Genomic DNA, 22,381 nt, shown 5'->3' on the forward strand with positions numbered 1-22,381 from the left:
ATCCTGGCAGTCAGGACCGCGACGCGCCCGGTGCATCCCACACGTAGTCGACCTGGCGCTGGAAGTTCACGTACCCGGCGCGCGCGAAGGCCGCCGCCATCGGCACGTTCCCCAGGTCGGTCGCGGCCCGCACGCGCGGCACGTCCGTCCCGGCGAGGATCCGGGTGCCGTGGGCGAGGATCTCGTCGATGTACCCGTGGCCCCGGTGGGCGGGGAGCACGCCGATGTAGGCGATGATCGGGTTGTAGTTGTTGCGGGCGGGGATCACGAAGCCCACCGGCTCGCCGGTCCCCGGCAGCTCCGCCACCTGCCACCACTCGCGCGGCGAGGAGTAGTGCGGGAACTCCTCGTCGTAGTGCCGCTCGGCGGCCTCCCGCAGGGTCAGCCCCTCGGACAGGTCGGCCCGCCCGTGGGCGTCGAGGGTCCCCTCCATCACCGGCGTCATCAGGGCGAGCAGGTCCTCGCGGTCGCGCACCGGGCGGAAGGCCAGCCGGCCGGTGGGCTCCGCCACCGGGGTGCCGGGCAGCCACTCCAGGCGCAGCCGCTCGACCAGCGGCCGGGCCCCGGTCTCCGCGAGCAGCGAGAACAGCAGCTCCACCCGGTCGCGGGTCTCCGGGACCTCGCGCCAGTCGGCGGGCAGGTAGCGGTTGAACTCCGGCGGCACGGCGCCGGCCGGCACGACGGCGGGCATCGCGGCCGCCAGCAGCCGCCGGCCCACCTCCCGGGCCTCCCCGGCCGGCAGGTCCGGGGCGAGGTCGAAGAAGTCGAGGGCGAGCGGGTCGCCCCCGGCCTTCTTGGTCCACCAGGCGATCCGGCCGAGCAGCCGGCCGCCGCGGAGGGCCACCCAGAGCCACTCCGGGCGGCGGCGGCCGCTGCCGAGGTCGTCGGCGAGTTCGTGGTCGAGCGTGTAGCTGAGGCCCAGGAACAGGTCCAGCTCCTCGGGCCCGGCGAGCGGGCGGACGACGAGGTCGTCGGTCATACGGTGGTCCCCCAGGGGTACGGTGGTGCGAGCCCGCAGACCGTAGCAGTGATCTTGTGGGGCGGCCCCGGGAATTTCGTGCCGGGGCCGGGACGGGACCGGGACAGGAGGCTTCTGGACAGCCCGGCCCGGACACCCGGAGAATCACCGTGTGACGACCCCGACCCCGTACGAGCCCCCGGCGCACTCCCCGCGGCTGACCGACGCCGAGCGGGACCGCGCGCTGGGCCTGCTCCGGGAGGGCGCCGCACAGGGCCGTCTCTCGCACGACACCTTCCTCTTCCGGATGGAGCGGGCGCTCCAGGCCCGCCGCCCCGACGAACTCGCCGTCCTCACCGCCGACCTGCGCAGCGAGGGCACCTGGACCCGGCGGGTGGTCGGCGCGGTCGAGCGGATGTCCGCGTTCACCGCGCGGATAGGCCGGGCCTGGCACTCCGAGCGGCTCCCGAAGCTGCTGCTGCCGCAGCCGGGGCCGTACCCCCTGCGGATCGGCCGCGACCCGGTGAACGGACTGCGGCTCAGCCACGAGACTGCCTCCCGGCTGCACGCCGAACTCTCCCTCCAGGGCGGCCTGTGGGTGCTGCGCGACCTCGGCTCCACCAACGGCACCACCGTCAACGGGCGCCGGGTCGTCGGCGCCGTCGTCGTGCGGGCCGGCGACGTGGTCGGCTTCGGCGACATGACCTTCCGCCTCTCCGTCGGCTGACCCGCCTCTCCGTCGGCTGCCCCCGGCTGTCCGTCGATCGGCTCCGGCTGTCCGTCGGCCGGCCCCGCTTGTCCGTCGGCCGGCTCCGATGGGCGTCACCCGCGGGCACGCCTCACCGGCGGGCGGGTCCCCCCAGGTCAGCGCGGTGCGCCCTCACCCGATCGGCGGTACGCGACGGGCGGGGCGCGGCGGCGGGTGGTGGGCTGGAAGGACGCGCGCCACGATCCCGGCCGCGGCCAGTCACCGCCGAACGAGCCGAACGACAGGGGGCGCGATGCGCGACGAGCCGAACCGCGAGACCGGACACCGCGAGGGCGCCGGCCCCTGGCGCCGGCTGCCCCCCATGACACCCGCGGGCCGTGCCGCCACGGCCGTCCCCGGACGGGTGCGGACCGTCGCCGACCCGGCCGCCGGGCCGCCCGCCCCGCCCGGCGGCCGGACGGTCCCGCCCAGCCCGCTGGACCCCGGCGCCGCCCTCGACCCGCACCCCGTCCACCGCAGGCTGCGCGAGGAGTTCCCGCTCACCTACGACCCGCTGCTGCGCGCCTGGGTGCTCAGCCGGTACGCGGACGTGGCCACCGCCCTCACCGACCCCCGCTTCACCCACGGACACCGGCCCGGCGACCCGGCCTGCGCCCGCGCCCACACCGACGCCGACCCGGCCGAGCTGCGGGCCGTCGTGGAGCGCACCGCCCACGTCCTCGCCCGCCGGCTCGCCGGCCGCGAACGGGCCGACCTGGTCGCCGACTTCTGCCACTGGCTGCCGGCCGGGACCGTCGCCGCCGCCGTCGGCGTCCCCTACCGGGACATGATGCGGCTGGTCCGGGGACGGGCGGCCTCGGCGCTCGCGGGGGAGTGCGGCGGGCAGATCGCCGTACGGGAGAAGGCGCTCGCCTCCTTCCTCGGCAACGTGCTCGCCGACCCCGACCAGGTCGCCGCCCTCCGCGACGCCCCCGGCGGCCTGGTGGCGCGGGCGTGGACGGAGTCGCTGCGCCGCGACCCGCCCGTCCAGATCGTCGTCCGGCGCACCCGCGAGGACGTGCGGGTGAGCGGCGGGATCCTGCCGGGCGGATCCCCGGTCGCGCTGCTCGTCGGCGCGGCCGGGCGGGACCCGGAGCGCTTCCGCGAGCCGGACCGCTTCGACCCGCTCCGCGACGACCCGGGCCAGCTCACCTACGGACCCCGGCCGTGCCCGGCGGTGCTCCTGGCCGCCCTGGAGGCGGAGTACGCGCTGCGCGCCCTCTTCGGGGCGATGCCCCGGCTGCGGCTCGACGACGGCTTCCGCCCGGCGCCGGCCGGCCTGATCACCCGCGCCCCGCGGACCCTGGTCGTCCGGCCGAACGGCTGACCGGCCCGGCCCCGGCCCCGGGCGGGCCCGCCGCGGGCGGACCCGGGCCCGGGTCTCAGGCGCGGCGCCGGTGGCAGGCGCCGCTCTGGTTCGGCGGCGCGTTGCGCACCGCGTACGAGGGGAAGGAGACCCGGTCCGGGAGGCCTGGAGCCGGGCCTGCTCCTCGATCCGCAGCCCCCCGGCGCGCCCCGTGCGCGACCCGCCGCGGCGGCGCAGCACCACCGTCGACGGCGCGATGAGGCCCGCAGGCCTCCGAACAGGATCCGGAACGCCCTCGCCGTCCCCCTTCTGCCGGACATGGGCCGGTCAGTACGCGGACCGGTCCGGGATCCGGGCGAGAAGGGCGTACGGCCGGTCCGCGAAGAGCTCCGCCACCGGGGTCCCGCGCCCCGGCCCGCCGGTGAACTCCCGCGTCCCGTCGAGGACGTCGGCCCACCGCCCGGCCGGGAGGGCCAGCGCGGTGTCCCGCCAGCCGCCCGCCTCGGCGAGCCGCAGCGAGAGCCGGGTCACCGCGGTGACCACCTCCCCCGAGCGGGCGAAGGCGAGGCAGTGCGCGGCGGCCGGTCCCCCGGCGGCGAGCGGCAGATGGGTGCCGCCGGGACCGAAGGCCGCCGGCCGCTCCCGGCGCAGCCGCAGCGCGGCCCGGACGAGCACGGTCCGGTCGTCGTCCGGGCCGGGCGCGAACGGCGCCCGGTTGTCCGGGTCGACCAGGGCCCGGTACTCCCGCTCGGTGTTCTGGTAGAGCTCCGGCACGCCCGGCATGGTCAGCTGCACCAGGGCCGCGGCGTCCGCGTGCGCCCGGATGTGCGGCTCCAGGGCGAACGCGGCTTCGGACGCCTTCCGCAGCGGGACGCGGCCGGGCCCGGCGGCCACGAACTCGCCCACCGCCCGCTCGTAGGCGGGGTCCTGCTCGGTCCAGGAGGTCCGCAGCCCCTCCTCCCGCACCGCCTTGAGCACGGCGGGACCGATCCGCTCCGGGTCGGGGTCGCCGAAGCCGAAGGCGGTCTGCCAGGCCGTCCAGGCGAGGTGCGGGTCCGGCGCCGGGATCCCGGAGACCTCGGACAGCAGTCCGGCCCAGACGTCCGGGCACTGGGCGAGGACCGCGATCGCCGCGCGCACGTCGGCGCTGCGCTTGGTGTCGTGCGTGGTCAGGACCGTCCCGCCGGCCGGCCAGTCGCGGGCGAGCCGGACGCAGGCGGCGTGGAACTCCTCCGGGCCGACGGCGGGCCGGCCCGGGTCGCCGCCGACCTCGTTGGCCGAGAGCAGCGGGGCGTAGCGGTAGAAGGCGGTGTCCTCGGTGGACTTGGCCCGCAGCGCCGAGGAGGTCTGGGCGAAGCGGGCCCGGAAGGCCCGGTGGGCGGGGGAGTCGCCGTGGACGCCGAGGACGAGTCCCCGGACGGCGTCCACCGCGGCGGCCTCCTCGGGCACCGCGAACGCGGCCCGTGCGCCGCGGGCGGCCTCGGGGGTCAGGACCCGCTCGGCGCCGGTCCGGTAGGGGCGGTAGACCGGCATGCGGACGAGGAGTTCCTCGATCGCGGTCCGCAGCGCCCACGGCGCGTGGTCCTGGAGCGCGGGGTCGGCGGCGCAGAGCCGGACCGCGGCCCGGGTCAGGACGGCCGTCTCGGCCGCCAGGTCGTGCCGCACCACCTCGTAGGCGGCGCGCCGGCCGGTCGCCTCCCACTCCCCGCCCCGGTCGGCCGAGCGCCCCGCGAACTCCCGGTAGAGATCGGCGAGTTCGGCGGAGCCCTCGGGGTCGGTGAGCACGCCGTCGACCAGCCGCAGGGCGTCGTAGCCAGTGGTCCCGGCCACCGGCCAGGCGTCCGGCAGCGTCTCGTCCCCGGTGAGGATCTTCTCGACCACCGTCCAGCAGCGGCCGCCGGTCGCCTCCGCCAGCCGCTCCAAGTAACCCTGGGGGTCGGCGAGTCCGTCCGGGTGGTCGATGCGCAGGCCCTCGACCACTCCGTCGGCGACCAGCTCCAGGATCTTCGCGTGGCTCGCCGCGAAGACCTCCGGGTCCTCCACCCGCACGCCGATCAGGTCCGAGACGGTGAAGAAGCGGCGGTAGTCCAGCTCGGTGCGGGCCAGCCGCCACCAGCCGAGCCGGTACCACTGGGCGTCGAGCAGCTCGTCCAGGGGCAGGTGCGCGGTGCCGTCGCGGAGCGGGAACGCCTGCCCGTCGAGGTGGAGTTCGCCGCCTTCGACCCGCAGCCGGTCGCGCACCTCGGAGAGCCGGGCGGGCAGCACCGGCAGCAGCATCCGGCCGTCGCCCGCCGAGCGGTCGACGTCGAACCAGCGGCCGTACGGCGAGTCGGGGCCGTGCCGCAGGACCTCCCGCAGCGCGTGGTTGTGGCGCGGCGAGGCCGCCATGTGGTTGGGCACCAGGTCCACCACCAGGCCGAGGCCGTGGGCGCGGGCGGTGGCGGCGAGCGACCGCAGCCCCGCCTCGCCGCCGAGCTCGGCCCTGACCGAGCGGTGGTCGGTGACGTCGTACCCGTGGGTGGAGCCCGGCACCGCCTCCAGGACGGGCGAGAGGTGCAGGTGGGAGACGCCGAGCCCGGCGAGGTGCGGCACGGCCCGCTCGGCCGCGGCGAACGGGAAAGCGGGCTGGAGCTGGAGCCGGTAGGTGGCGGTGGGCACCACGGCGGGCGCCGGGCGGGCGGGATCCGCGGGGCGGGCGGGGCGGGCCGGGTGGGGGGCGGGGGGAGAGGCGCGGTGGGCGGAGGGGGAGCGGCGCGGGGGCTGCGCGGGGGAGGACGAGGCCTGGTTGGGCGTCATGCGAACGTACGTACCCCGTACGGAAGCTTCCGTGTCATCGGCCGGTGCACCCGTTCGGGTGTATCGCGTTAGTTTCGGCCGATGCTCCGGACCTACCGCGACACCTTCGCCCTGCTCGGCCCCGTCCTTCCGGCCCTCTCCTTCCTCGGCCGGCTGCCGACCGCGATGTGCCAGCTCGGCAGCGTGCTCCTGGTCGCGCAGACCAGCGGCTCGCTCGCCACGGCGGGGCTCGCGGGCGGTGCGCTGGCCGCCGGGCAGACCGTCGCGGGGCCCCTGCTCGGCCGCCTCGCGGACCGGCGCGGCCAGCGCGGGCCGGTCCTGGCCGCCTCCCTCGCCAACGCGGTCGCGGTCGCCGTCCTGGTCCTCGCCGCCGTCGCCCGCGCCCCGCTGGGGCTCCTGGTCCCGCTGGCCCTGCTCGCCGGGGCGACCGTCCCCCAGATCGGGCCGCTCGCCCGGACCCGCTCGGTGGCGCTCGCCCGGCGGGCCGGCGCCGACGACCGGACGGTCGGCGCCGTCCTCTCCTTCGAGGGCACCCTCGACGAGGTCTCCTTCGTCCTGGGCCCGGCGCTCGTCGGCCTCGCCGCCGCCCTCGCCCACCCGGGCGCCGCCCTGCTCGGCGCGGCCCTGCTGCTCGCCCTCTGCGGCACCGGCTTCGCCCTCCACCCGACCGCCCGCGCCACCGCGCCGGGACCGGACGCGACCGCCACCCGTCCGGGCGCCGCCGAACGGACGCGGCTGCCCGGCTCCGCCTACGCCCTCCGGGTGACGATGGCCCTCCAGGGCGCCATGTTCGGCGCCTCCCAGGCCGGGATCACCGCACTCACCACCGGCCTCGGCGCCCCGGCCCAGGCCGGGCTCGTCTACGCGGCGATGGGGGTGATGAGCGCCGCCGTCGGCCTCTCGCTCGCCGCGCTGCCCGCCCGGATCGGACTCGCGTCGCGCTGGCGGGCCGCGACCGCCGGTCTCGTCCTGCTCTCCGTCCCGCTGCTCGCCGTCGACTCCCTCCCCGGCCTCTACGCGGTGGTGACCGTGCTCGGCGCCGCCTACGCCCCGCACCTCATCACGGTCTTCGCGCTCACCGAGCGGACCGTCCCGGCCGGCCGGCTCGCCGAGGCCATGGCCTTCCTGACCAGCGGGATCGTGGGAGGCCAGGCGCTCGCCCTGGCCCTGTCGGGGCGGCTCGCCGAACAGCACGGCGCCCCCGCCGCCTTCGCGGTGGCGGTGGGGGCGGCCGTGGCCTGCGCGGTGCTCTCCTGGACCGTGCGGACCGGGGGCCCGCGCGGTCCGCTCAGGCCGGGCGGCGCAGCACCGTCAGGCTCAGCGGCGCGAGGGTGACCCGCTCGCCCGCCACGATCTCCGGCCCCTCCAGGGGTGGCATCCCCTCCGGCTCGGAGGTGTCCACCACGGTCCGCCAGCACCGCCCGTGGCTGTCCGGGACGGCGAACTCCAGCTCCTGGGAGGAGGCGTTGAACATCAGGAGGAAGGAGTCGTCGGCGATCCGCTCGCCCTGGGGCCCCGGTTCGGAGATCGCGTTGCCGTTGAGGAAGACGGTGAGCGCCCGGGCGTGCGCGGCCTGCCAGTCGCGGGCCGTCATCTCCTCGCCCTCCGGGGTGAACCAGGCGATGTCGGTGAGCTCGTCGTGGGTGCCCTCCACCGGCCTGCCGTGGAAGAAGCGGCGCCGCCGGAAGACCGGGTGCTCGCGGCGGAGCCGCACCATCGCCCGGGTGAAGCGCAGCAGCGTCGCCTCCGCCTCGCTGTTCTCCTTCGGCCACCGCACCCAGGACACCTCGCCGTCCTGGCAGTAGGCGTTGTTGTTGCCGCCCTGGGTGCGCCCGAACTCGTCGCCGTGGCTGAGCATCGGCACGCCCTGCGACAGCATCAGCGTGGCGAGGAAGTTCCGCATCTGGCGGGCCCGCAGCTCGGTGATGCCGACGTCGCCGGTCTCGCCCTCCTCGCCGCAGTTCCAGGACCGGTTGTGGCTCTCGCCGTCCCGGTTGCCCTCCCCGTTGGCCTCGTTGTGCTTCTCGTTGTAGGAGACGAGGTCCCGGAGGGTGAAGCCGTCGTGGCAGGTCACGAAGTTGACCGAGGCGAGCGGGCGCCGCCCGTCGTCCTGGTAGAGGTCGGACGAGCCGGTGAGCCGGGAGGCGAACTCGGCCAGCGTCCGCGGCTCGCCCCGCCACAGGTCGCGCACGCAGTCCCGGTACTTGCCGTTCCACTCGGTCCACAGCGGCGGGAAGTTCCCCACCTGGTAGCCGCCCTCGCCGACGTCCCACGGCTCCGCGATCAGCTTCACCTGGCTCACCACCGGGTCCTGCTGCACCAGGTCGAAGAAGGACGACAGCCGGTCCACCTCGTGGAACTGGCGGGCCAGGGTGGCGGCCAGGTCGAAGCGGAAGCCGTCCACGTGCATCTCGGTCACCCAGTACCGCAGGCTGTCCATGATCAGCTGGAGCACGTGCGGGGAGCGCATCAGCAGCGAGTTCCCGGTGCCGGTGGTGTCCGTGTGGTAGCGGGGGTCGTCCGCGAGCCGGTAGTACGAGGGGTTGTCCAGGCCCCGGAAGGAGAGCGTCGGGCCCAGGTGGTTGCCCTCCGCCGTGTGGTTGTAGACCACGTCGAGGATGACCTCGATGCCGGCCTGGTGCAGCGCCCGCACCGCCGACTTGAACTCCAGGACCTGCTGCCCCCGGTCGCCCCAGGAGGCGTAGGCGTTGTGCGGGGCGAAGAAGCCGATGGTGTTGTAGCCCCAGTAGTTCGACAGCCCCGCGTCGACCAGCCGGTGGTCGTTGACGAACTGGTGCACCGGCATCAGTTCCAGCGCGGTGACGCCGAGTTCCTTCAGGTGCCCGATCACCGCCGGGTGCGCCAGGCCCGCGTAGGTGCCGCGCAGCTCCTCCGGGAGGTCCGGGTGGAGCATCGTCAGGCCCTTCACGTGGGCCTCGTAGATCACCGTGTGGTGGTACTCGGTGCGCGGCCGCCGGTCGTCGCCCCAGTCGAAGTACGGGTTCACCACCACCGAGGTCATCGTGTGCGGCGCCGAGTCGAGGTCGTTGCGCGCGTCGGGCCGCCCGAAGGGGTACCCGTACACCGCCTCGCCCCACGCGATCGAGCCCGACATCGCCCGCGCGTACGGGTCGAGGAGGAGCTTCGCCGGATTGCAGCGCAGCCCGCGCTCCGGCGCGTACGGCCCGTGCACACGGAAGCCGTACCGCTGCCCGGGCATCACGCCGGGCAGGTACGCGTGCCGGACGAAGGCGTCCGTCTCGCGCAGTTCTACGGAAGTCTCCTCGCCGTCGTCGTCGATCAGACACAATTCGACGCGGTGCGCCGCCTCCGAGAAGACCGCGAAGTTGGTGCCCGCTCCGTCATAGGTGGCGCCCAGGGGGTACGCCTGTCCCGGCCAGACCTGCATGGATTGAATCTTCCTCTTCTGTCCGGGTTCGGGTGTGCTCTTCGGCCAGATCCTGCCCGAAAGATGCGCAACCTCCCAGGAACGCGCCCCGTCCTACCGGGTGACCGCACACCAAGCGGGGGGTAGAGGGGGAAATGTGTACGAAATAGTGCGCCGCCACCTGGGGAAGGTGGTGGCAGGAGCGGCCATGGCGGTCACGGGGACCGCCGTCGCGGTCGCGGTCTCGCTGCCGGGCGCGGCCGGGGCGGACGACGCCCCCGCCGGACGCGCCGCCGGGACGCCCGGCGCGGCGCGCGGCGCGGCGGACGCCCCGCAGGGCGCCGGCGGCGCCCCGGACGCGGAGGGCACGGGCGGCCGGGGGGCCGCCGCGCTCGCCCCCGCCACCGTCGCCCCGGCCGCCGCCGAGGGCGAGAAGGGCACCGGCACCGACCCGCTCACCGACGCCGAGCTGGACCGGGCCCGGAGCCTGGCGCTCGGCCCGGCCGACGCCGCCGCCCGGCAGGACGTCGACGGCGACCGGGGCGCCCCCCAGCACCTCGGCACCGAACTCGCCGACCCGGTCCCCGGCCGGGAGGGCGACCGCCGCGCGCTCGTCCGCTTCTACGACTACGCCCGCGACGAACTCGTCACCCGGACCGTCGACCTGGCCACCGGCAAGGTCGAGACCACCGCCGCCCGGCGCGGGGTCCAGCCCTCCGCCCACCCCCAGGAGCTGCGCGCCGCCCTGGAGCTCATCCTCGCGAGCCCGCTCGGCGCGGGCGTCAGGGAGGACTACCGGGACGCCACCGGGACCGAGCTGAAGGGGCCCGACCAGCTCTGGTTCAACGGCGACGTCTACCGCACCTACAGGGAGAGGAACGTCCCCGCGGCGCTCTCCCGCTGCGGCGAGCACCGCTGCGTCCGGCTCGTCACCAAGGTCCGCAACGGCGCCTGGATCGACACCCGGAACCTGATCGTCGACCTCTCCGCGAGGAACGTCGTCCGCGTCGGCTGACCACCGCCGCCCGCTGTTCCCTTCCCGCCCCCGCCACGGGGCCCACGCACGAAGGAGCACGTCCGCATGACCGACCTGCACCGCCGGCGAGCCAGGGGGATCCTCGCCGCCCTCGCGGCCACCGCCTTCCTCGGCACCGCCACCGCGGCCGCCGCGCCCGGCGCCCCGACGCCGCCGACCGTCCCCCGCCCGACCGCCCAGCCCCGCCCGCCCGTCCACGCCGTCTGCTCCTCCGCGTACCGCATCACCCGGACGCTCGACGGCGGCGCCTCCTGGGACATGTGCTGGCGCTACAGCACCGACGCCGGCCTGATCCTCGACCGGGTCACCTACCGGCCGCCCGGCGGCGCCGCCGTCCGGGTCCTCACCACCGCCCGGCTCGCCCAGATCCACGTGCCGTACGACGACGGCGGGGCCGAGTACGACGACCTCACCGGCGCCGGCTTCGGCTGGGGACTCCAGGACCTCAAGCCCGCCGAGTGCCCCGGCGGCACCCTCTCCACCGTGAAGGTCCCCGAGGTCGGCCAGGTCAAGGGCGTCTGCGCCACCACCCGGGCCCGCGGCCACGCCTACCGGATGGCCAGCGACTCCGGCGCCGGAGTCCACCAGGCCCAGGCCGAGGACCTGCTCGTCTACACGGTCAACAAGGTCGGCTGGTACGAGTACATCTCCGAGTGGCGCTTCTCCTCGGACGGCACCATCGGCGCCAACGTGGGCGCCACCGGCAGCCTCTCGCCGGTCGACTACAACGCCACCGACGGGCGCGGCTGGCCCCTCGGCAAGGGTGCCCGCGGCTACGCCACCAGCCACGCCCACAACGTCTTCTGGAAGCTCGACTTCGGCCTCGACGGCGGCAGGGACCGCATCGAGCAGTACGACTCCGCCGTCACCCCGCCCGTCGGCGACGGCAGCCCCACCGTGAAGACCCGGCGGACCGCCGTCACCAGGGAACTCGCCGGGGACGCCGCGAACATGCGCTGGTGGCGGGTGGTCAGCGGCACGGGGAAGAACGCCGACGGGCACGCCCGCAGCTACGAGATCGTCCCCGGCCGCACCGACACCCACGCCGGCCGCGGCTTCACGCAGCACGACGTCTACTTCACCGAGTCCCGCGCCTGCGAGCAGTACGCCAGCAACAACATCGGCAACTGCGGGGCCGGTGCCGGTGACAGCGTGGACAAATGGGTCAACGGGGAGACTCTGACCAAACCGTCCGTCTGGGTCAACATCGGGTTCCACCACATCGCCCGGGACGAGGACCAGCAGCCCATGCCCGTCCACTGGCAGGGCTTCCAGCTCGCCCCCCGGGACGCAACCGCTATGAATCCGCTCACTCCGCCCGATCTCGCCTCCCAGAACGGACAGCCGCCCACGCAGAGTTGAGCAAGCAGCCGACCGATCCTGCTGCACCGCCTCCCGCTCGCGGAGTACCCTTCCTTGATCTTGTCGGAAGAATCGGGACGGGCGTCCAGAGCAGAAGGCGGTGCGCGGGTGAGCTCGGGAGGTCGTGAGCTGCCCCCAGGTGACGCGGGTCACGAGGGGGGACCGGCCGACCCCGGGGAGGCGCCGCCCGGCGTGGTCCTGCCCCCCGGGGCCGCCGCCCCCGGCGCGGTCCCCGTGGTCCGCCCGGTGGAGATCGGCGCCGAACTCGAATGGGGCGCCGAGGCCTGGAGCGAGGTCCGCACCCGCGCCCAGCGCGCCGGCCGCGCCTACATCTGGCTCAATCTCGTCGAACAGCGGATGCGGGCCGTCGTCGCCGCCGTCCTCCGGCCCGTCTACGAACCCGTCCACGGCGACGAGTGGGTCGTCGCCGCCGCCGGCCCGGCCGGCCAGGAATGGGTCCGCCGCGCCGTCGCCGTCCGCGAGGTCTCCCGCCGCAAGGGCTACCTCCTCGACCCCGCCGACGACAACGTCCTCTCCTTCCTCACCCTGCCCCAGCTCCGCGAGCTGATGGTCCAGCACTGGCCCTGCTTCGAGCCCTACTTCGACGACCGGCGCGAGGTCGAGCTCGCCCTCGACGAGCTGGAGGTGACCCGCAACGTCGTCTCCCGCAACCGGGCCCTCTCGCCCACCGTCCTCGCCCAGGCCGAACGGGCCTCCGCCCGCATCCTGGAGATCCTCGGCAGCGGCGCCGGGGTCCCCTCCGCCGACCGGCTGCCCGTCGACGCCGTCGAGGACCTCGTCGGCGACCGGTACGCCGACGTCGTCTCCGTCCACCCCGACCGCGTCCGGCTCCAGCGCCAGCTGCCCGCCGAGGACCTCTTCGGCGGCGCCCGCCGCCTCGACGCCACCGGCATAGGCCTGAACCTCCTCGTGCAGAACTTCTCCGGCCGCCGCATGGTCCGCCTCGCCGAGTCCGGCTGCCGGATACGGCTCCTCTTCCTCAACCCCGCCAGCAGCGCCGTCAAGCGCCGCGAGCGGGAGCTCGGCATCAAGAAGGGCGAGCTGAGCCGGTCCGTCGAGATGAACATCCTGCACATGCGCCGGGTCCGCTCCCGGCTCCGCGACCCCGACGCCTTCCAGATCCACGTCTTCGACGAGACCCCCCGCTTCACCGCCTACCTCGTCGACGGCGACGGGCCCGACGGCGTCGGCGTCGTCCAGTCCTACCTGCGCAGGGCCCGCGGCATGGAGGCCCCCGTCCTCGTCCTGCGCGGCGGCGGCCGGACCGTCGTCCGGCACGGCGTCCCCGGCGCCGACGCGGACCACGGACTCTTCGAGACCTACCGGGAGGAGTTCGAGTCCGTGTGGCTCGACTCCCGGCCCGTGTCCTGACCGCCCCCGGCCGCACCCCGCGGCCGGATTGTCAGAGGCGCGTGCGAGGGTGTGAAGACCACGGGGGAGATCACGTAAGGAGGACCCGATGGCCTGGCATGGGGAACCACTGGTCGGCTTCGACCTGGAGACGACGGGGACGGACCCGCTCGAATCCCGCATCGTCACCGCGTCGGTCGTCGGCGTCCACCGCGGCGCGGTGGTCCGCCAGCGGGACTGGCTCGCCGACCCCGGCGTCCGCATCCCCGAGCAGGCCTCGGCCATCCACGGCATCAGCAGCGAGCGGGCCGCCGCCGAGGGCCGCCCGGTCCGCGAGGTCGCCGACGAGGTCGCCGAGACCCTGACCGGCTACTGGACCCGGGGCGTCCCCGTCGTCGCCTACAACGCCTCCTTCGACCTCACCCTGCTCTCCGCCGAGCTGCACCGGCACGGCCTGCCCTCGCTCGCCGAGCGGATGGGCGGCACCGGCATCGGACCCGTCGTCGACCCGTACACCATCGACCGGGCCGTCGACCGCTACCGGCGCGGCAAGCGCACCCTCGAAGCCGTCTGCGGCGAGTACGGCGTGGAGCTCACCAGCGCCCACCAGGCCTCCGCCGACGCCCTCGCGGCCGTCCGCGTCGCCGTCGCGATAGCCGAGCGGCACCCGAAGGTCGCCGCCCTCGCCCCGGCCGAGCTGCACGAGCGGCAGATCGGCTGGTACCGCGCCTGGGCCGAGGACTTCCAGGCCTTCCTGCGCCGCAAGGGCGACCCGGAGGCGGTCGTCGACCCGGTGTGGCCGCTGCGCGGCGAGCCGGCCGCCGTCACCCCCTGACCGGCGCGCCGCCGGTCAGACGTGCTCCTTGAGGAAGCCGAGCAGCAGGTCGTTCACGACCTCCGGCCGGTCCAGCTGGAGCCAGTGCCCCGCCTCCTCGACCCGCTCGTACCGCCAGGGCCCGCCGACCCGCTCGCCGGTGCCCACCATGGAGCGCTCGGTGAGGAAGCGGTCGCCCGTCGACCAGACGCCCAGCACCGGCACCGATTCCGGCAGCGGCGGCACCGGGAGCTCCGGGCCGAACTGGACCTCCGCCGGCAGACCCGCCCGGTAGACGTTCAGCGCCGCCGTCAGCGCCCCCGGGGCGCGCAGCGGCTCGATCACGGACTCCGCGTCCGGGTGCTCGGCCAGCATCTCGCGCAGCCCGGCGAAGCCGTCCCGCGACAGCCACTCCTCCGCGAGCCCGGCGAACTGGAACAGCAGCATGTACCAGGACCGCTTCCTCTGCTCCCACCCCGCGTCCCGGATCGCTCCGATGTGCCCGACCGAGAGCAGGCTCAGGCTCCGCACCCGCTCCGGCACCACCGACACCAGCCCCTGGGCCACCCCCGAACCCCAGTCGTGGCCCACCAGGTGGAAGCCGTCCACCTCCAGCCGGGCCAGCAGCTCCAGGAGGTCCCCGACGTGCTTCGCCGGGTGGTACGCCTCCGGGCCGCCCTCCGGACGGTCCGAGCCGCCGAAGCCGCGCAGGGTCGGGGCGACCGTGCGGAACCCGGCGGCGTTCAGCGCCGGCACCTGACGGCGCCACAGGTGATGGCTGTCGGGGAAGCCGTGGAGCAGCAGGACCACCGGTCCCTCGCCGCTCACCTCGACGTCCAGCGTCACCTCGGACAGTTCGACCCGCATCGGCACACCCGTTCCCGTCGTCGCTCCGGTCGGCGGCACCATGATGGCAGTCCGGTCAGAACGGGTACCAGCGCACCTCGGGGTCGTCGTCCCGCAGCGAGGCCACCCGCCGCTCGAACTCGGCCAGCGCCTTCGGGTTGTGCGGCGCCTGCTGGGCCACCCAGGCGCAGCTCGCGGTCTCCCGCGCCCCGCGCAGCACCGCGCACCCCTCCCACTCCCGCACGTCCCAGCCGTACGCCTCGGTGAAGGCGTCGTAGGCCGCCGGGTCCAGGCCGTACCGGTCCCGGGAGAGCGCCAGGACCACCAGGTCGTGCTCGCGCAGGTCGCTGGAGAAGGTCTCCAGGTCCATCAGGACCGGCCCGTCCGGGCCGACCCGGACGTTGCGCGGCAGGGCGTCGCCGTGGATCGGACCCGGCGTCAGGTGCGGGACGAGCGCGGCCGCGGCGGGCGCGAAGGCGTCCCGCCGCTCCCGCAGGAAGGCCGCGTCCGCCGGGTCGATCGCCTCCCCGGCCAGCCGCAGCCAGCGCTCCACCCCGCCGAGCAGCTCGCGCCGGGGCAGCTCCAGGTCCACCGGAACGGGCAGCGCGTGCACCGCCCGCAGCAGCGGCGCCAGATCCCTCGGCTCGGCCGGCCGGACGGCCTCCGGCAGCGGCTGCCAGAAGGTCAGCGGATGCCCCTCGACCAGCCGGGGCTCCTCCTCCGCGGCCCGCACCGCCGGCACCCCCGCGGCGGCGAGCCGGCCGGCCAGCGCCACCTCGCGCTCCGCCCGCTCGAACAGCTCGGCGGACCGGCCCACCTTGACGACCACGCCGTCCACGGCGAAGACCGCGTTCTCGGCCAGCGCCAGCAGCCGCGCCCGCCCGGCCGGCAGCCCCGCGGCGGCCAGGATCTCCCGCGCCCGCGCCTCGTCCATCACTCTCTCCCTGCCCGGTGGTACGTGTGCGCGCCAGTCTCCCATCCCCGGCGGCACGGCCCGGCATTACGAAACCTTGTTCAATAAGTCACAGATGAGTGAAGGGCCTTCCGTTCCCCGCCGTCGATCGGGAAGGGTTCGCACCAGCCACCGCGCCACCCCCCACGAGGCGCGGTGGCCTCCTACGCTGGCCGCATGACGACGACGTACGCGCTCCTCCTCCGCGGCATCAACGTGGGCGGCAGCCGCAAGCTCCCCATGGCCGAGCTGCGCCCCCTCCTCGAAGGCCTCGGCCACGGCGAGGTGCGGACCTACCTCCAGAGCGGGAACGCCGTCTTCACCACCGGCGGCGGCGCCGGCGAGGACGCGCTCGCGGCGGAGATCGAGGAGGCGATCGAGGCCCGCTTCGGCTTCTCCTGCGACTGCCTCGTCCGCGACCACGCCTATCTCGCCGCCGTCGCCGAGGCCTGCCCCTTCCCCGCCGGGGAGCTGGAGGGGAAGCAGCTGCACGCCGTCTACTACTCCGCGCCGGTCACCGCCGACCGCTTCGCCGCCGTCGACGCCGGGGCCTTCGCGCCCGAGGCCTTCGCCCTCGGCGACCGGGTGATGTACCTCCACACGCCGGGCGGCCTCGGCCGCTCCAGGCTCGCCGAGGCCGTGCTGCGGCCGTCCCTGAACAAGGGCGTGGTGGCCACCGCCCGCAACTGGAACACGGTCCGCAAGCTGGTCGGGATGACCGCCGGCTAACCGGCCGCGACCGCCACCCGCTCCGGGGCGCGGACCGCCTGCGCGTACCGCTCCACCAGGAGCCGGGCCAGTTCGGGGGAGGGGCCGAGGACCTCGGCCAGGACGTCCGCGCCGGCCGCGCCGGCCGCGATCCGGTCCGGCAGCCGGCCCGGCGCGATCACGTACGGGGCCACCGCCACCCGGCGGACGCCCGGCTCGGCGCGCAGCGCCCGTACCGCGTCCTCGGTGCGCGGAAGGGATGCGGAGGCGAACGCGGGTCGCACGGAGCACCAACCGGTGTCCCGCAGCTCCCGCGCCGTTTCTGCGATCGCCGCGATCGCCTCCGGGTCGGTGGAGCCCGCCGAGGCCAGGACGACCCCGGTGGTGCTCCGGTCTCCGGGAGCGAGCCCGGCCTCGTACAGGCGCCGTTCCACCGTCGCGAGGAGCAGCGGGGACGGGCCGAGGACCTCCGCCTGCCGGATCCGCATCCCGGCCGGCGCGCCGCGCAGGACGGTCGGGATGTCGGCCTTGGCGTGGAAGGCCCGGGTCAGCAGCAGCGGCAGCGCCACCACGTCCCGTACCCCCTCGGCGGCGAGCCGGTCCAGGACGCCCGCCACCGAGGGCAGGTTGAAGTCCAGGAACGCGGTCTCCACCCGCAGCCCCGGCCGCAGCGCGCCGGCCCGGCGCACCAGCGCCTGGACGGTCGCCGCGTGCCGCGGATCGCGGCTGCCGTGGGCGATGACGAGGAGCACGGGACGGTTCACGGTCGTCCGCTCACTTCACCAGCAGGCCGCGGCTGCGGAGCACCCAGCGCTCCAGCGGGCTGAAGATGAGCAGGTCGATCGCGATGCCGACGACCAGGATCAGCAGGATCGCGAGGAAGACGCCGGGCAGGTCGATGTTGTTGCGGCCGTTCTCCAGGAGCTGGCCCAGGCCGAGGCCCAGGTCGGGGGAGGAGGCGATGATCTCGGCCGCCATCAGCGAGCGCCAGGAGAAGGCCCAGCCCTGCTTCAGGCCGGCCAGGTAGCCCGGCAGCGCGGCCGGCAGGACCACGTGCCAGGTGCCCCTGAGGCCGGTGGCGCCCAGGGTGCGGCCGGCCCGCAGGAAGAGCGGCGGCACCTGGTCCACGCCGGAGACGAGGCCGTTGGCGATCGACGGCACGGCGCCGAGCAGGATCACCGTGTACATCATGGCGTCGTTCAGGCCGAACCAGAGCACCGCCGGCGGCACCCACGCCACCGAGGGCAGCGACTGCAGACCGGACAGGATCGGGCCGATCGCGGCGCGGACGAACTTCACCCGGGCCACCAGCAGACCCAGCGGGGTGCCGATGGCGAGGGCCAGCAGGAAGCCGGCCAGGCCCCGGGAGACGCTGGTCCAGATGACCTCCAGGAGGGTGCCCTGGAGCCACATGTCGGCCAGGCCGTCCCACACCGCGGACGGCGCGGGCAGCTTGGTCTCGTCGGTGATCTCCGCGGCGACCAGGACCTGCCAGACGACGAGGACGAGGGCGACCGCGAGGGTGGGCGGGAGGACCTTCTTGACGAGGACCTCGCGCACCGGGGTGCGCCGGAGCTCGACCGCGTCCAGGGCGTCGAGACCGGCCTCCAGGCCGGCGAGGTCGTCGGTCTTGACCTTCGCGGCGGTGTCAGTGCTGGCCATGGCGGCGGATCTCCCCACGCAGGTGTTCAGTGATCTCGACGGAGAGCTCGGCCACGTCCGCGTCCTCGATGCGGCGGGGCTGCGGGATGTCCACGGTCCACTCCTTGGCCACCCGGCCGGGCCGGGAGGAGAGCAGGACCACCCGCTGCGCGAGGCGGACGGCCTCGCGCACGTTGTGCGTGACGAAGAGGACGGAGAGGTTCGTCTCCTCCCAGATGCGGGTGAGCTCGCCGTGCAGCACGTCGCGGGTGATGGCGTCGAGCGCCGCGAACGGCTCGTCCATCAGCAGCAGCTGGCTGTCCTGGGCGAGCGCCCGGGCGAGCGCCACGCGCTGGCGCATGCCGCCGGACAGCTCGTGGACCCGCTTGCCGTACGCGCCGCCCAGCCGGACGAGTTCGAGCAGCCGCTCGGCCTCCGGCTTGCGCTCGGCCCGCGGCAGCCCGCGCAGCCGCAGGGCGAGCTCGATGTTCTTGCCCGCGGTCAGCCACGGGAAGAGGGCGTGCTCCTGGAACATCAGGGCCGGCCGGCCGCCCGGGGTCTCGATGGACCCCTGGGTCGGCCGGTCCAGTCCGGCGACCAGGTTCAGGAGCGTGGACTTGCCACACCCCGAGGCCCCCAGGATGGTGACGAACTCGCCGGGCGCGACGTCGAGACTGACGTCGTCCAGGACGAGCTGGGCACCGGCCGGGCCGGAGAAGGACTTCGAGACGTGCTCCATCCGGGCGGCGTGCGTCTGCTCCGCTACGGTGCCCTCGGCAGCCTTGGCGAACGTCGTGGCCATGGTCGTCACCTCCTGGGGATCAGCTGCGAACTTCTTACTTGACGCCGAGACCGGCGTCGGAGACCTCGGGCTGTCCCGCCGCCTTCAGCACCTTGTTGAGGAGCGTCAGGTCGTAGATGCCGGCCAGGTCGGGCTGCTCGATGAGCTTCGCCTTGACCGCCCACTCCGACTGCGTCTTGAGCGTCGCGGCCAGCGGGTCGTCGGTGATCGCGATGCTCGGCCACGCCGGGTCGATGACCTTGGCGTCCAGCGCCTTGCCGCCGAGGCTCTTCAGGGCCGCGTTGGCGGACTCCTTCGCCTTGTCGGGGTTGGCGTTGATCCACGCGTTGGTCTTGACCGTGCCCTTGAGGACCGCCTCGACCACGTCCGGGTGCTCCGAGAGGAACTTCTGCGACACGATGATGTTCGTGATCACGAACTTCTTGTCGGGCCACAGGGAGGTCTCGTCGAGGAGCACCGAACCACCCTGGGAGACCAGCTTGGAGGCGGTCGGCTCGGGGACCCACGCGCCGTCGATGGAGCCCGACTTGAAGGCGTCCGGGGTCACCTTGTTGTCCGTGCGGACGACGGAGACGTCACCCTTGCCGGACTCCGCGTCGACCGTCCAGCCCTTCTCCGCGATCCAGTTGAGGAGCGCGACGTCCTGCGTGTTCCCCTTCTGCGGGGTGGCGATCTTCTTGCCCTTGAGGTCGTCCAGGGTCTTGATCTTGTCCGGGTTCACGACCAGCTTCACGCCGCCGGAGGCGGAGCCGGAGATGATCCGCAGGTTCTTGCCCTTGGACTTGACGTAGGCGTTGATGGACGGCGAGGGGCCGATGAAGCCGATGTCGAGAGAGCCGCCGTTGAGCGCCTCGATCTCGGACGGGCCGGCGTTGAAGGTCTGGGGCTTGAGCGTGGTGCCGCCCAGCTCCTTCTGGATGAGGCCGTCCTGGACGCCGATCAGAGCGGTGGCGTGTGTCAGGTTGGGGAAGTAGCCGAGCCGGACCTCGGAGGCGGAGAGCTTCTTCGCGCCGGCCGCTGCCGGGGCCTTCGCGGGCTCGTCCTTCTTCGCGTCCGAGCCGTAGCCGCAGGCGGAGAGCGCGCCGATCAGGACGGGCAGGGCGGCGGCGGCGACCAGGCTGCGGCGCAGGGTGGTACGGGTGGTGGCAGGCACGGGAGGTGTTCCCCTCGATTCAGCGTCTTCGAAGTCTGTGTTTGTGTCGTGCGGAGTGGAGCGGGTGGAGCCGGTTCGCACCGCTCGGGTGCGTCGAGGTCAGCACGCACATCGTGCGACACCTCCTCTGCCCGCGCCGAGGGCGCCGGAGCCCACCCGGCCGCCTTCCTTCGCGAAGGTCCCGTAGAAGTCACGCGTCATCGTCAGAAGTCCCATCCGTCCTCGTCGTCGGTGGATGCGCCCGCCACGGCCTTGGCGGTGGCGAAGGACTCGCCCGCCATGCCCGCCGCGAGGGTGGTGCCGTCGGCCGGGTCGATCAGCAGGAACGAGCCGGTGCGGCGGGAGTCAGCGTACGCGTCGAGCGCGAGCGGCTCCGCGGTGCGGACCCTCACCCGGCCGATGTCGTTGGCGACCAGCTGCCCGGGCTCCGGGTGCTGGGAGAGGTCGTCCAGGGTGAGCCGGGACGGGATCTCCTTCACGATCGCCTTGACCGTGCGGGTGGTGTGCTTGAGCAGCACCCGCTGGCCGACGGTGAGCGGCTGGTCCGCCACGTGGCAGACGGTCGCCTCGACGTCCTGGCTGGTGGCCGGGGCGTCGGCGCTCGGGGCGAGCAGGTCGCCGCGCGAGATGTCGATGTCGTCGGCGAGCCGGATGGTGACCGACTGCGGGGCCCAGGCGATGTCCACCGGCTCGCCCAGCGCGTCGATCGCGGTGATCGTGGAGGTCTTCCCGGAGGGCAGCACGGTGATCCGCTCGCCGACCCGGAAGGCGCCGGCCGCGATCTGGCCCGCGTAGCCCCGGTAGTCGGGGTGCTCGGCGGTCTGCGGGCGGATCACGTACTGGACCGGGAAGCGGGCGTGGCAGGCCGTCAGGTCGTGGCTGACCGGAACCGTCTCCAGGTGCTCCAGGACCGTCGGGCCGCCGTACCAGTCCATGTTCGCGGACGGCTCCACGACGTTGTCGCCGGCGAGCGCCGAGATCGGGATCGCGGTGATCTCCGGGACGCCGAGCTCGGAGGCGTACGTGGTGAACTCCTCGGCGATCGCGGCGAAGACGGACTCCCGGTACTCGACCAGGTCCATCTTGTTCACGGCCAGGACCACGTGCGGGACGCGGAGCAGGGCGGCGACGGCGGCGTGCCGGCGGGTCTGCTCCACCACGCCGTTGCGGGCGTCGACCAGGACCACGGCCAGCTCGGCGGTGGAGGCGCCGGTCACCATGTTCCGGGTGTACTGCACGTGCCCCGGGGTGTCGGCGAGGATGAACCGCCGGCGCGGGGTCGCGAAGTAGCGGTACGCCACGTCGATCGTGATGCCCTGCTCCCGCTCGGCCCGCAGGCCGTCGGTGAGCAGCGCCAGGTCGGGGGCCTCCTGGCCGCGCGAGCGGGAGGCGTGCTCCACGGCCTCCAGCTGGTCGGCGAGGACCGACTTGGAGTCGTGCAGGAGCCGCCCGACCAGGGTGGACTTGCCGTCGTCGACGGAGCCGGCCGTGGCGAAGCGCAGCAGGGTGGTGGCGGCCAGCTCGGCCGGCTGCTCGGTGGAGGTGCTCATCTCTAGAAGTACCCTTCGCGCTTGCGGTCTTCCATCGCGGCCTCGGACAGCTTGTCGTCTGCCCGGGTGGCGCCCCGCTCGGTGAGCCGGGAGGCGGCGATCTCGGCGATGACGGCGTCCAGCGTGGTGGCGTCGGAGTCGACCGCGCCGGTGCAGGACATGTCGCCGACCGTCCGGTAGCGGATCAGCCGCTTCTCGACCGTCTCCGACTCCTTCGGGCCGCCCCACTCGCCGGCGGTGAGCCACATGCCGTTGCGGGCGAACACCTCGCGCTCGTGGGCGAAGTAGATCTGGGGGAGCTCGATCTTCTCGCGCTGGATGTACTGCCAGACGTCCAGCTCGGTCCAGTTGGAGAGCGGGAAGACCCGGACGTGCTCGCCGGGGGCGTGCCGGCCGTTGTACAGCTGCCACAGCTCGGGGCGCTGGCGGCGCGGGTCCCACTGGGAGAACTCGTCGCGGAGGCTGAACACCCGCTCCTTGGCGCGGGCCTTCTCCTCGTCGCGCCGGCCGCCGCCGAAGACGGCGTCGAAGCGGTGCTGCTGGATGGCCTCGGTCAGCGGCACCGTCTGGAGCGGGTTGCGGGTGCCGTCCGGGCGCTCCTTGAGGGCGCCGCGGTCGATGTACTCCTGCACGGAGGCGACGTGCAGCCGCAGGCCGTGCTCGGCGACCACGCGGTCGCGGTACTCGATGACCTCGGGGAAGTTGTGCCCCGTGTCGACGTGCAGCAGCGTGAAGGGGACCGGCGCCGGGGCGAAGGCCTTCAGCGCCAGGTGCAGCATGACGATGGAGTCCTTGCCGCCGGAGAAGAGGATCACCGGCCGCTCGAACTCCCCCGCCACCTCACGGAAGATGTGGACGGCCTCGGACTCCAGCGAGTCGAGGTGCGACAGCGCGAACGGACTGTCCGTCTCGTGGACATGGGCGACGGTGGTCACAGTGCCTCCTCGTGA

The 22,381-nt window shown here is 74.5% G+C and carries 19 protein-coding genes; 8 read left to right on the forward strand and 11 right to left on the reverse strand.

What is annotated here, in order from left to right:
- Positions 1-10: 10 nt before the first annotated feature.
- Positions 11-979: a GNAT family N-acetyltransferase gene (locus IE287_RS32245; protein ID WP_189852793.1), complete on the reverse strand. Its 969-nt coding sequence runs from the start codon at positions 977-979 to the stop codon at positions 11-13.
- A 151-nt stretch (positions 980-1,130) separates the two neighbouring features.
- Between IE287_RS32245 and IE287_RS32250 the strand changes: the two genes are divergently transcribed.
- Together IE287_RS32250 and IE287_RS32255 are read left to right on the forward strand one after the other, a co-directional pair.
- Positions 1,131-1,685, forward strand: coding sequence for an FHA domain-containing protein (locus IE287_RS32250; protein ID WP_189852794.1), 555 nt, complete (start codon positions 1,131-1,133; stop codon positions 1,683-1,685).
- A gap of 274 nt (positions 1,686-1,959) precedes the next feature.
- Positions 1,960-3,033 (forward strand): cytochrome P450, encoded by a 1,074-nt coding sequence (locus IE287_RS32255; RefSeq protein ID WP_373307945.1) that lies wholly within the window; start codon positions 1,960-1,962, stop codon positions 3,031-3,033.
- A 306-nt stretch (positions 3,034-3,339) separates the two neighbouring features.
- Here the strand turns inward: IE287_RS32255 and treY are convergent, their stop codons facing one another.
- The gene (gene treY / locus IE287_RS32260) at positions 3,340-5,673 is read right to left on the reverse strand and encodes a malto-oligosyltrehalose synthase (protein ID WP_189852848.1); all 2,334 of its coding nucleotides are present in this window, start codon (positions 5,671-5,673) and stop codon (positions 3,340-3,342) included.
- A 216-nt stretch (positions 5,674-5,889) separates the two neighbouring features.
- Here treY and IE287_RS32265 point away from each other — a divergent pair, with 216 nt between their 5' ends.
- On the forward strand, positions 5,890-7,143 hold the full coding sequence (locus IE287_RS32265) for an MFS transporter (protein WP_189852795.1): 1,254 nt from the start codon (positions 5,890-5,892) through the stop codon (positions 7,141-7,143).
- On the opposite strand, the gene glgX is transcribed toward IE287_RS32265, so the two are convergent.
- Complete coding sequence (glgX, locus tag IE287_RS32270) at positions 7,097-9,217, reverse strand: glycogen debranching protein GlgX (RefSeq protein WP_189852796.1); 2,121 nt, start codon at positions 9,215-9,217, stop codon at positions 7,097-7,099. The genes IE287_RS32265 and glgX overlap by 47 nt on opposite strands.
- Positions 9,218-9,404: 187 nt before the next feature.
- Here glgX and IE287_RS32275 point away from each other — a divergent pair, with 187 nt between their 5' ends.
- From IE287_RS32275 to IE287_RS32290, 4 genes are all read left to right on the forward strand, one after another.
- Positions 9,405-10,211: a Tat pathway signal sequence domain protein gene (locus IE287_RS32275; RefSeq protein WP_229883875.1), complete on the forward strand. Its 807-nt coding sequence runs from the start codon at positions 9,405-9,407 to the stop codon at positions 10,209-10,211.
- 66 nt (positions 10,212-10,277) lie between these two features.
- Positions 10,278-11,594 carry a copper amine oxidase gene (locus IE287_RS32280; RefSeq protein WP_189852798.1) on the forward strand — a complete coding sequence of 439 codons (1,317 nt, stop codon included), beginning with the start codon at positions 10,278-10,280 and terminating at the stop codon, positions 11,592-11,594.
- 108 nt (positions 11,595-11,702) lie between these two features.
- A complete protein-coding gene (locus tag IE287_RS32285) occupies positions 11,703-12,986 on the forward strand; it encodes a DUF5919 domain-containing protein (protein WP_189852799.1) in 1,284 nt (427 codons plus the stop codon).
- A gap of 88 nt (positions 12,987-13,074) precedes the next feature.
- Positions 13,075-13,800 (forward strand): 3'-5' exonuclease, encoded by a 726-nt coding sequence (locus tag IE287_RS32290; protein ID WP_189852800.1) that lies wholly within the window; start codon positions 13,075-13,077, stop codon positions 13,798-13,800.
- 15 nt (positions 13,801-13,815) lie between these two features.
- On the opposite strand, the gene IE287_RS32295 is transcribed toward IE287_RS32290, so the two are convergent.
- Both IE287_RS32295 and IE287_RS32300 read right to left on the reverse strand, forming a co-directional pair.
- Positions 13,816-14,646 carry an alpha/beta fold hydrolase gene (locus IE287_RS32295; protein WP_189852801.1) on the reverse strand — a complete coding sequence of 277 codons (831 nt, stop codon included), beginning with the start codon at positions 14,644-14,646 and terminating at the stop codon, positions 13,816-13,818.
- 55 nt (positions 14,647-14,701) lie between these two features.
- Complete coding sequence (locus IE287_RS32300; protein WP_189852802.1) at positions 14,702-15,559, reverse strand: phosphotransferase; 858 nt, start codon at positions 15,557-15,559, stop codon at positions 14,702-14,704.
- 195 nt (positions 15,560-15,754) lie between these two features.
- Here IE287_RS32300 and IE287_RS32305 point away from each other — a divergent pair, with 195 nt between their 5' ends.
- Complete coding sequence (locus IE287_RS32305) at positions 15,755-16,306, forward strand: DUF1697 domain-containing protein (RefSeq protein ID WP_189852803.1); 552 nt, start codon at positions 15,755-15,757, stop codon at positions 16,304-16,306.
- Here the strand turns inward: IE287_RS32305 and IE287_RS32310 are convergent.
- From IE287_RS32310 to cysD, 6 genes are all read right to left on the reverse strand, one after another.
- Entirely contained in the window at positions 16,303-17,049 is a 747-nt protein-coding gene (locus IE287_RS32310; RefSeq protein ID WP_189852804.1) for a sirohydrochlorin chelatase, read from the reverse strand. The two genes, IE287_RS32305 and IE287_RS32310, sit on opposite strands and share 4 nt — an antisense overlap.
- A 10-nt stretch (positions 17,050-17,059) precedes the next feature.
- Positions 17,060-17,947, reverse strand: a complete 888-nt coding sequence (locus tag IE287_RS32315; protein WP_189852805.1) for an ABC transporter permease — start codon at positions 17,945-17,947, stop codon at positions 17,060-17,062.
- Positions 17,934-18,728 carry an ABC transporter ATP-binding protein gene (locus IE287_RS32320; protein WP_189852806.1) on the reverse strand — a complete coding sequence of 265 codons (795 nt, stop codon included), beginning with the start codon at positions 18,726-18,728 and terminating at the stop codon, positions 17,934-17,936. The genes IE287_RS32315 and IE287_RS32320 overlap by 14 nt, the downstream gene beginning before the upstream one ends.
- A 34-nt stretch (positions 18,729-18,762) precedes the next feature.
- Positions 18,763-19,881 (reverse strand): aliphatic sulfonate ABC transporter substrate-binding protein, encoded by a 1,119-nt coding sequence (locus IE287_RS32325; protein ID WP_189852807.1) that lies wholly within the window; start codon positions 19,879-19,881, stop codon positions 18,763-18,765.
- 203 nt (positions 19,882-20,084) lie between these two features.
- Entirely contained in the window at positions 20,085-21,431 is a 1,347-nt protein-coding gene (locus IE287_RS32330) for a sulfate adenylyltransferase subunit 1 (RefSeq protein WP_189852808.1), read from the reverse strand.
- Between the two features lie 2 nt (positions 21,432-21,433).
- On the reverse strand, positions 21,434-22,366 hold the full coding sequence (gene cysD, locus IE287_RS32335; protein WP_189852809.1) for a sulfate adenylyltransferase subunit CysD: 933 nt from the start codon (positions 22,364-22,366) through the stop codon (positions 21,434-21,436).
- Positions 22,367-22,381: the final 15 nt, after the last annotated feature.

The sequence above is a fragment of the Streptomyces omiyaensis genome (genome assembly GCF_014650895.1).
Taxonomy (GTDB): domain Bacteria; phylum Actinomycetota; class Actinomycetes; order Streptomycetales; family Streptomycetaceae; genus Streptomyces; species Streptomyces omiyaensis.

Bases quoted from the DNA above. Each gene is read 5' to 3' on its own strand.
- IE287_RS32245 (WP_189852793.1), bottom strand. From the start codon at position 979: ATGACCGACGACCTCGTCGTCCGCCCGCTCGCCGGGCCCGAGGAGCTG.
- IE287_RS32255 (WP_373307945.1), top strand. From the start codon at position 1,960: ATGCGCGACGAGCCGAACCGCGAGACCGGACACCGCGAGGGCGCCGGC.
- IE287_RS32265 (WP_189852795.1), top strand. From the start codon at position 5,890: ATGCTCCGGACCTACCGCGACACCTTCGCCCTGCTCGGCCCCGTCCTT.
- glgX (WP_189852796.1), bottom strand. From the start codon at position 9,217: ATGCAGGTCTGGCCGGGACAGGCGTACCCCCTGGGCGCCACCTATGAC.
- IE287_RS32275 (WP_229883875.1), top strand. From the start codon at position 9,405: ATGGCGGTCACGGGGACCGCCGTCGCGGTCGCGGTCTCGCTGCCGGGC.
- IE287_RS32280 (WP_189852798.1), top strand. From the start codon at position 10,278: ATGACCGACCTGCACCGCCGGCGAGCCAGGGGGATCCTCGCCGCCCTC.
- IE287_RS32290 (WP_189852800.1), top strand. From the start codon at position 13,075: ATGGCCTGGCATGGGGAACCACTGGTCGGCTTCGACCTGGAGACGACG.
- IE287_RS32295 (WP_189852801.1), bottom strand. From the start codon at position 14,646: ATGCGGGTCGAACTGTCCGAGGTGACGCTGGACGTCGAGGTGAGCGGC.
- IE287_RS32300 (WP_189852802.1), bottom strand. From the start codon at position 15,559: ATGGACGAGGCGCGGGCGCGGGAGATCCTGGCCGCCGCGGGGCTGCCG.
- IE287_RS32305 (WP_189852803.1), top strand. From the start codon at position 15,755: ATGACGACGACGTACGCGCTCCTCCTCCGCGGCATCAACGTGGGCGGC.
- IE287_RS32315 (WP_189852805.1), bottom strand. From the start codon at position 17,947: ATGGCCAGCACTGACACCGCCGCGAAGGTCAAGACCGACGACCTCGCC.
- IE287_RS32320 (WP_189852806.1), bottom strand. From the start codon at position 18,728: ATGGCCACGACGTTCGCCAAGGCTGCCGAGGGCACCGTAGCGGAGCAG.
- IE287_RS32330 (WP_189852808.1), bottom strand. From the start codon at position 21,431: ATGAGCACCTCCACCGAGCAGCCGGCCGAGCTGGCCGCCACCACCCTG.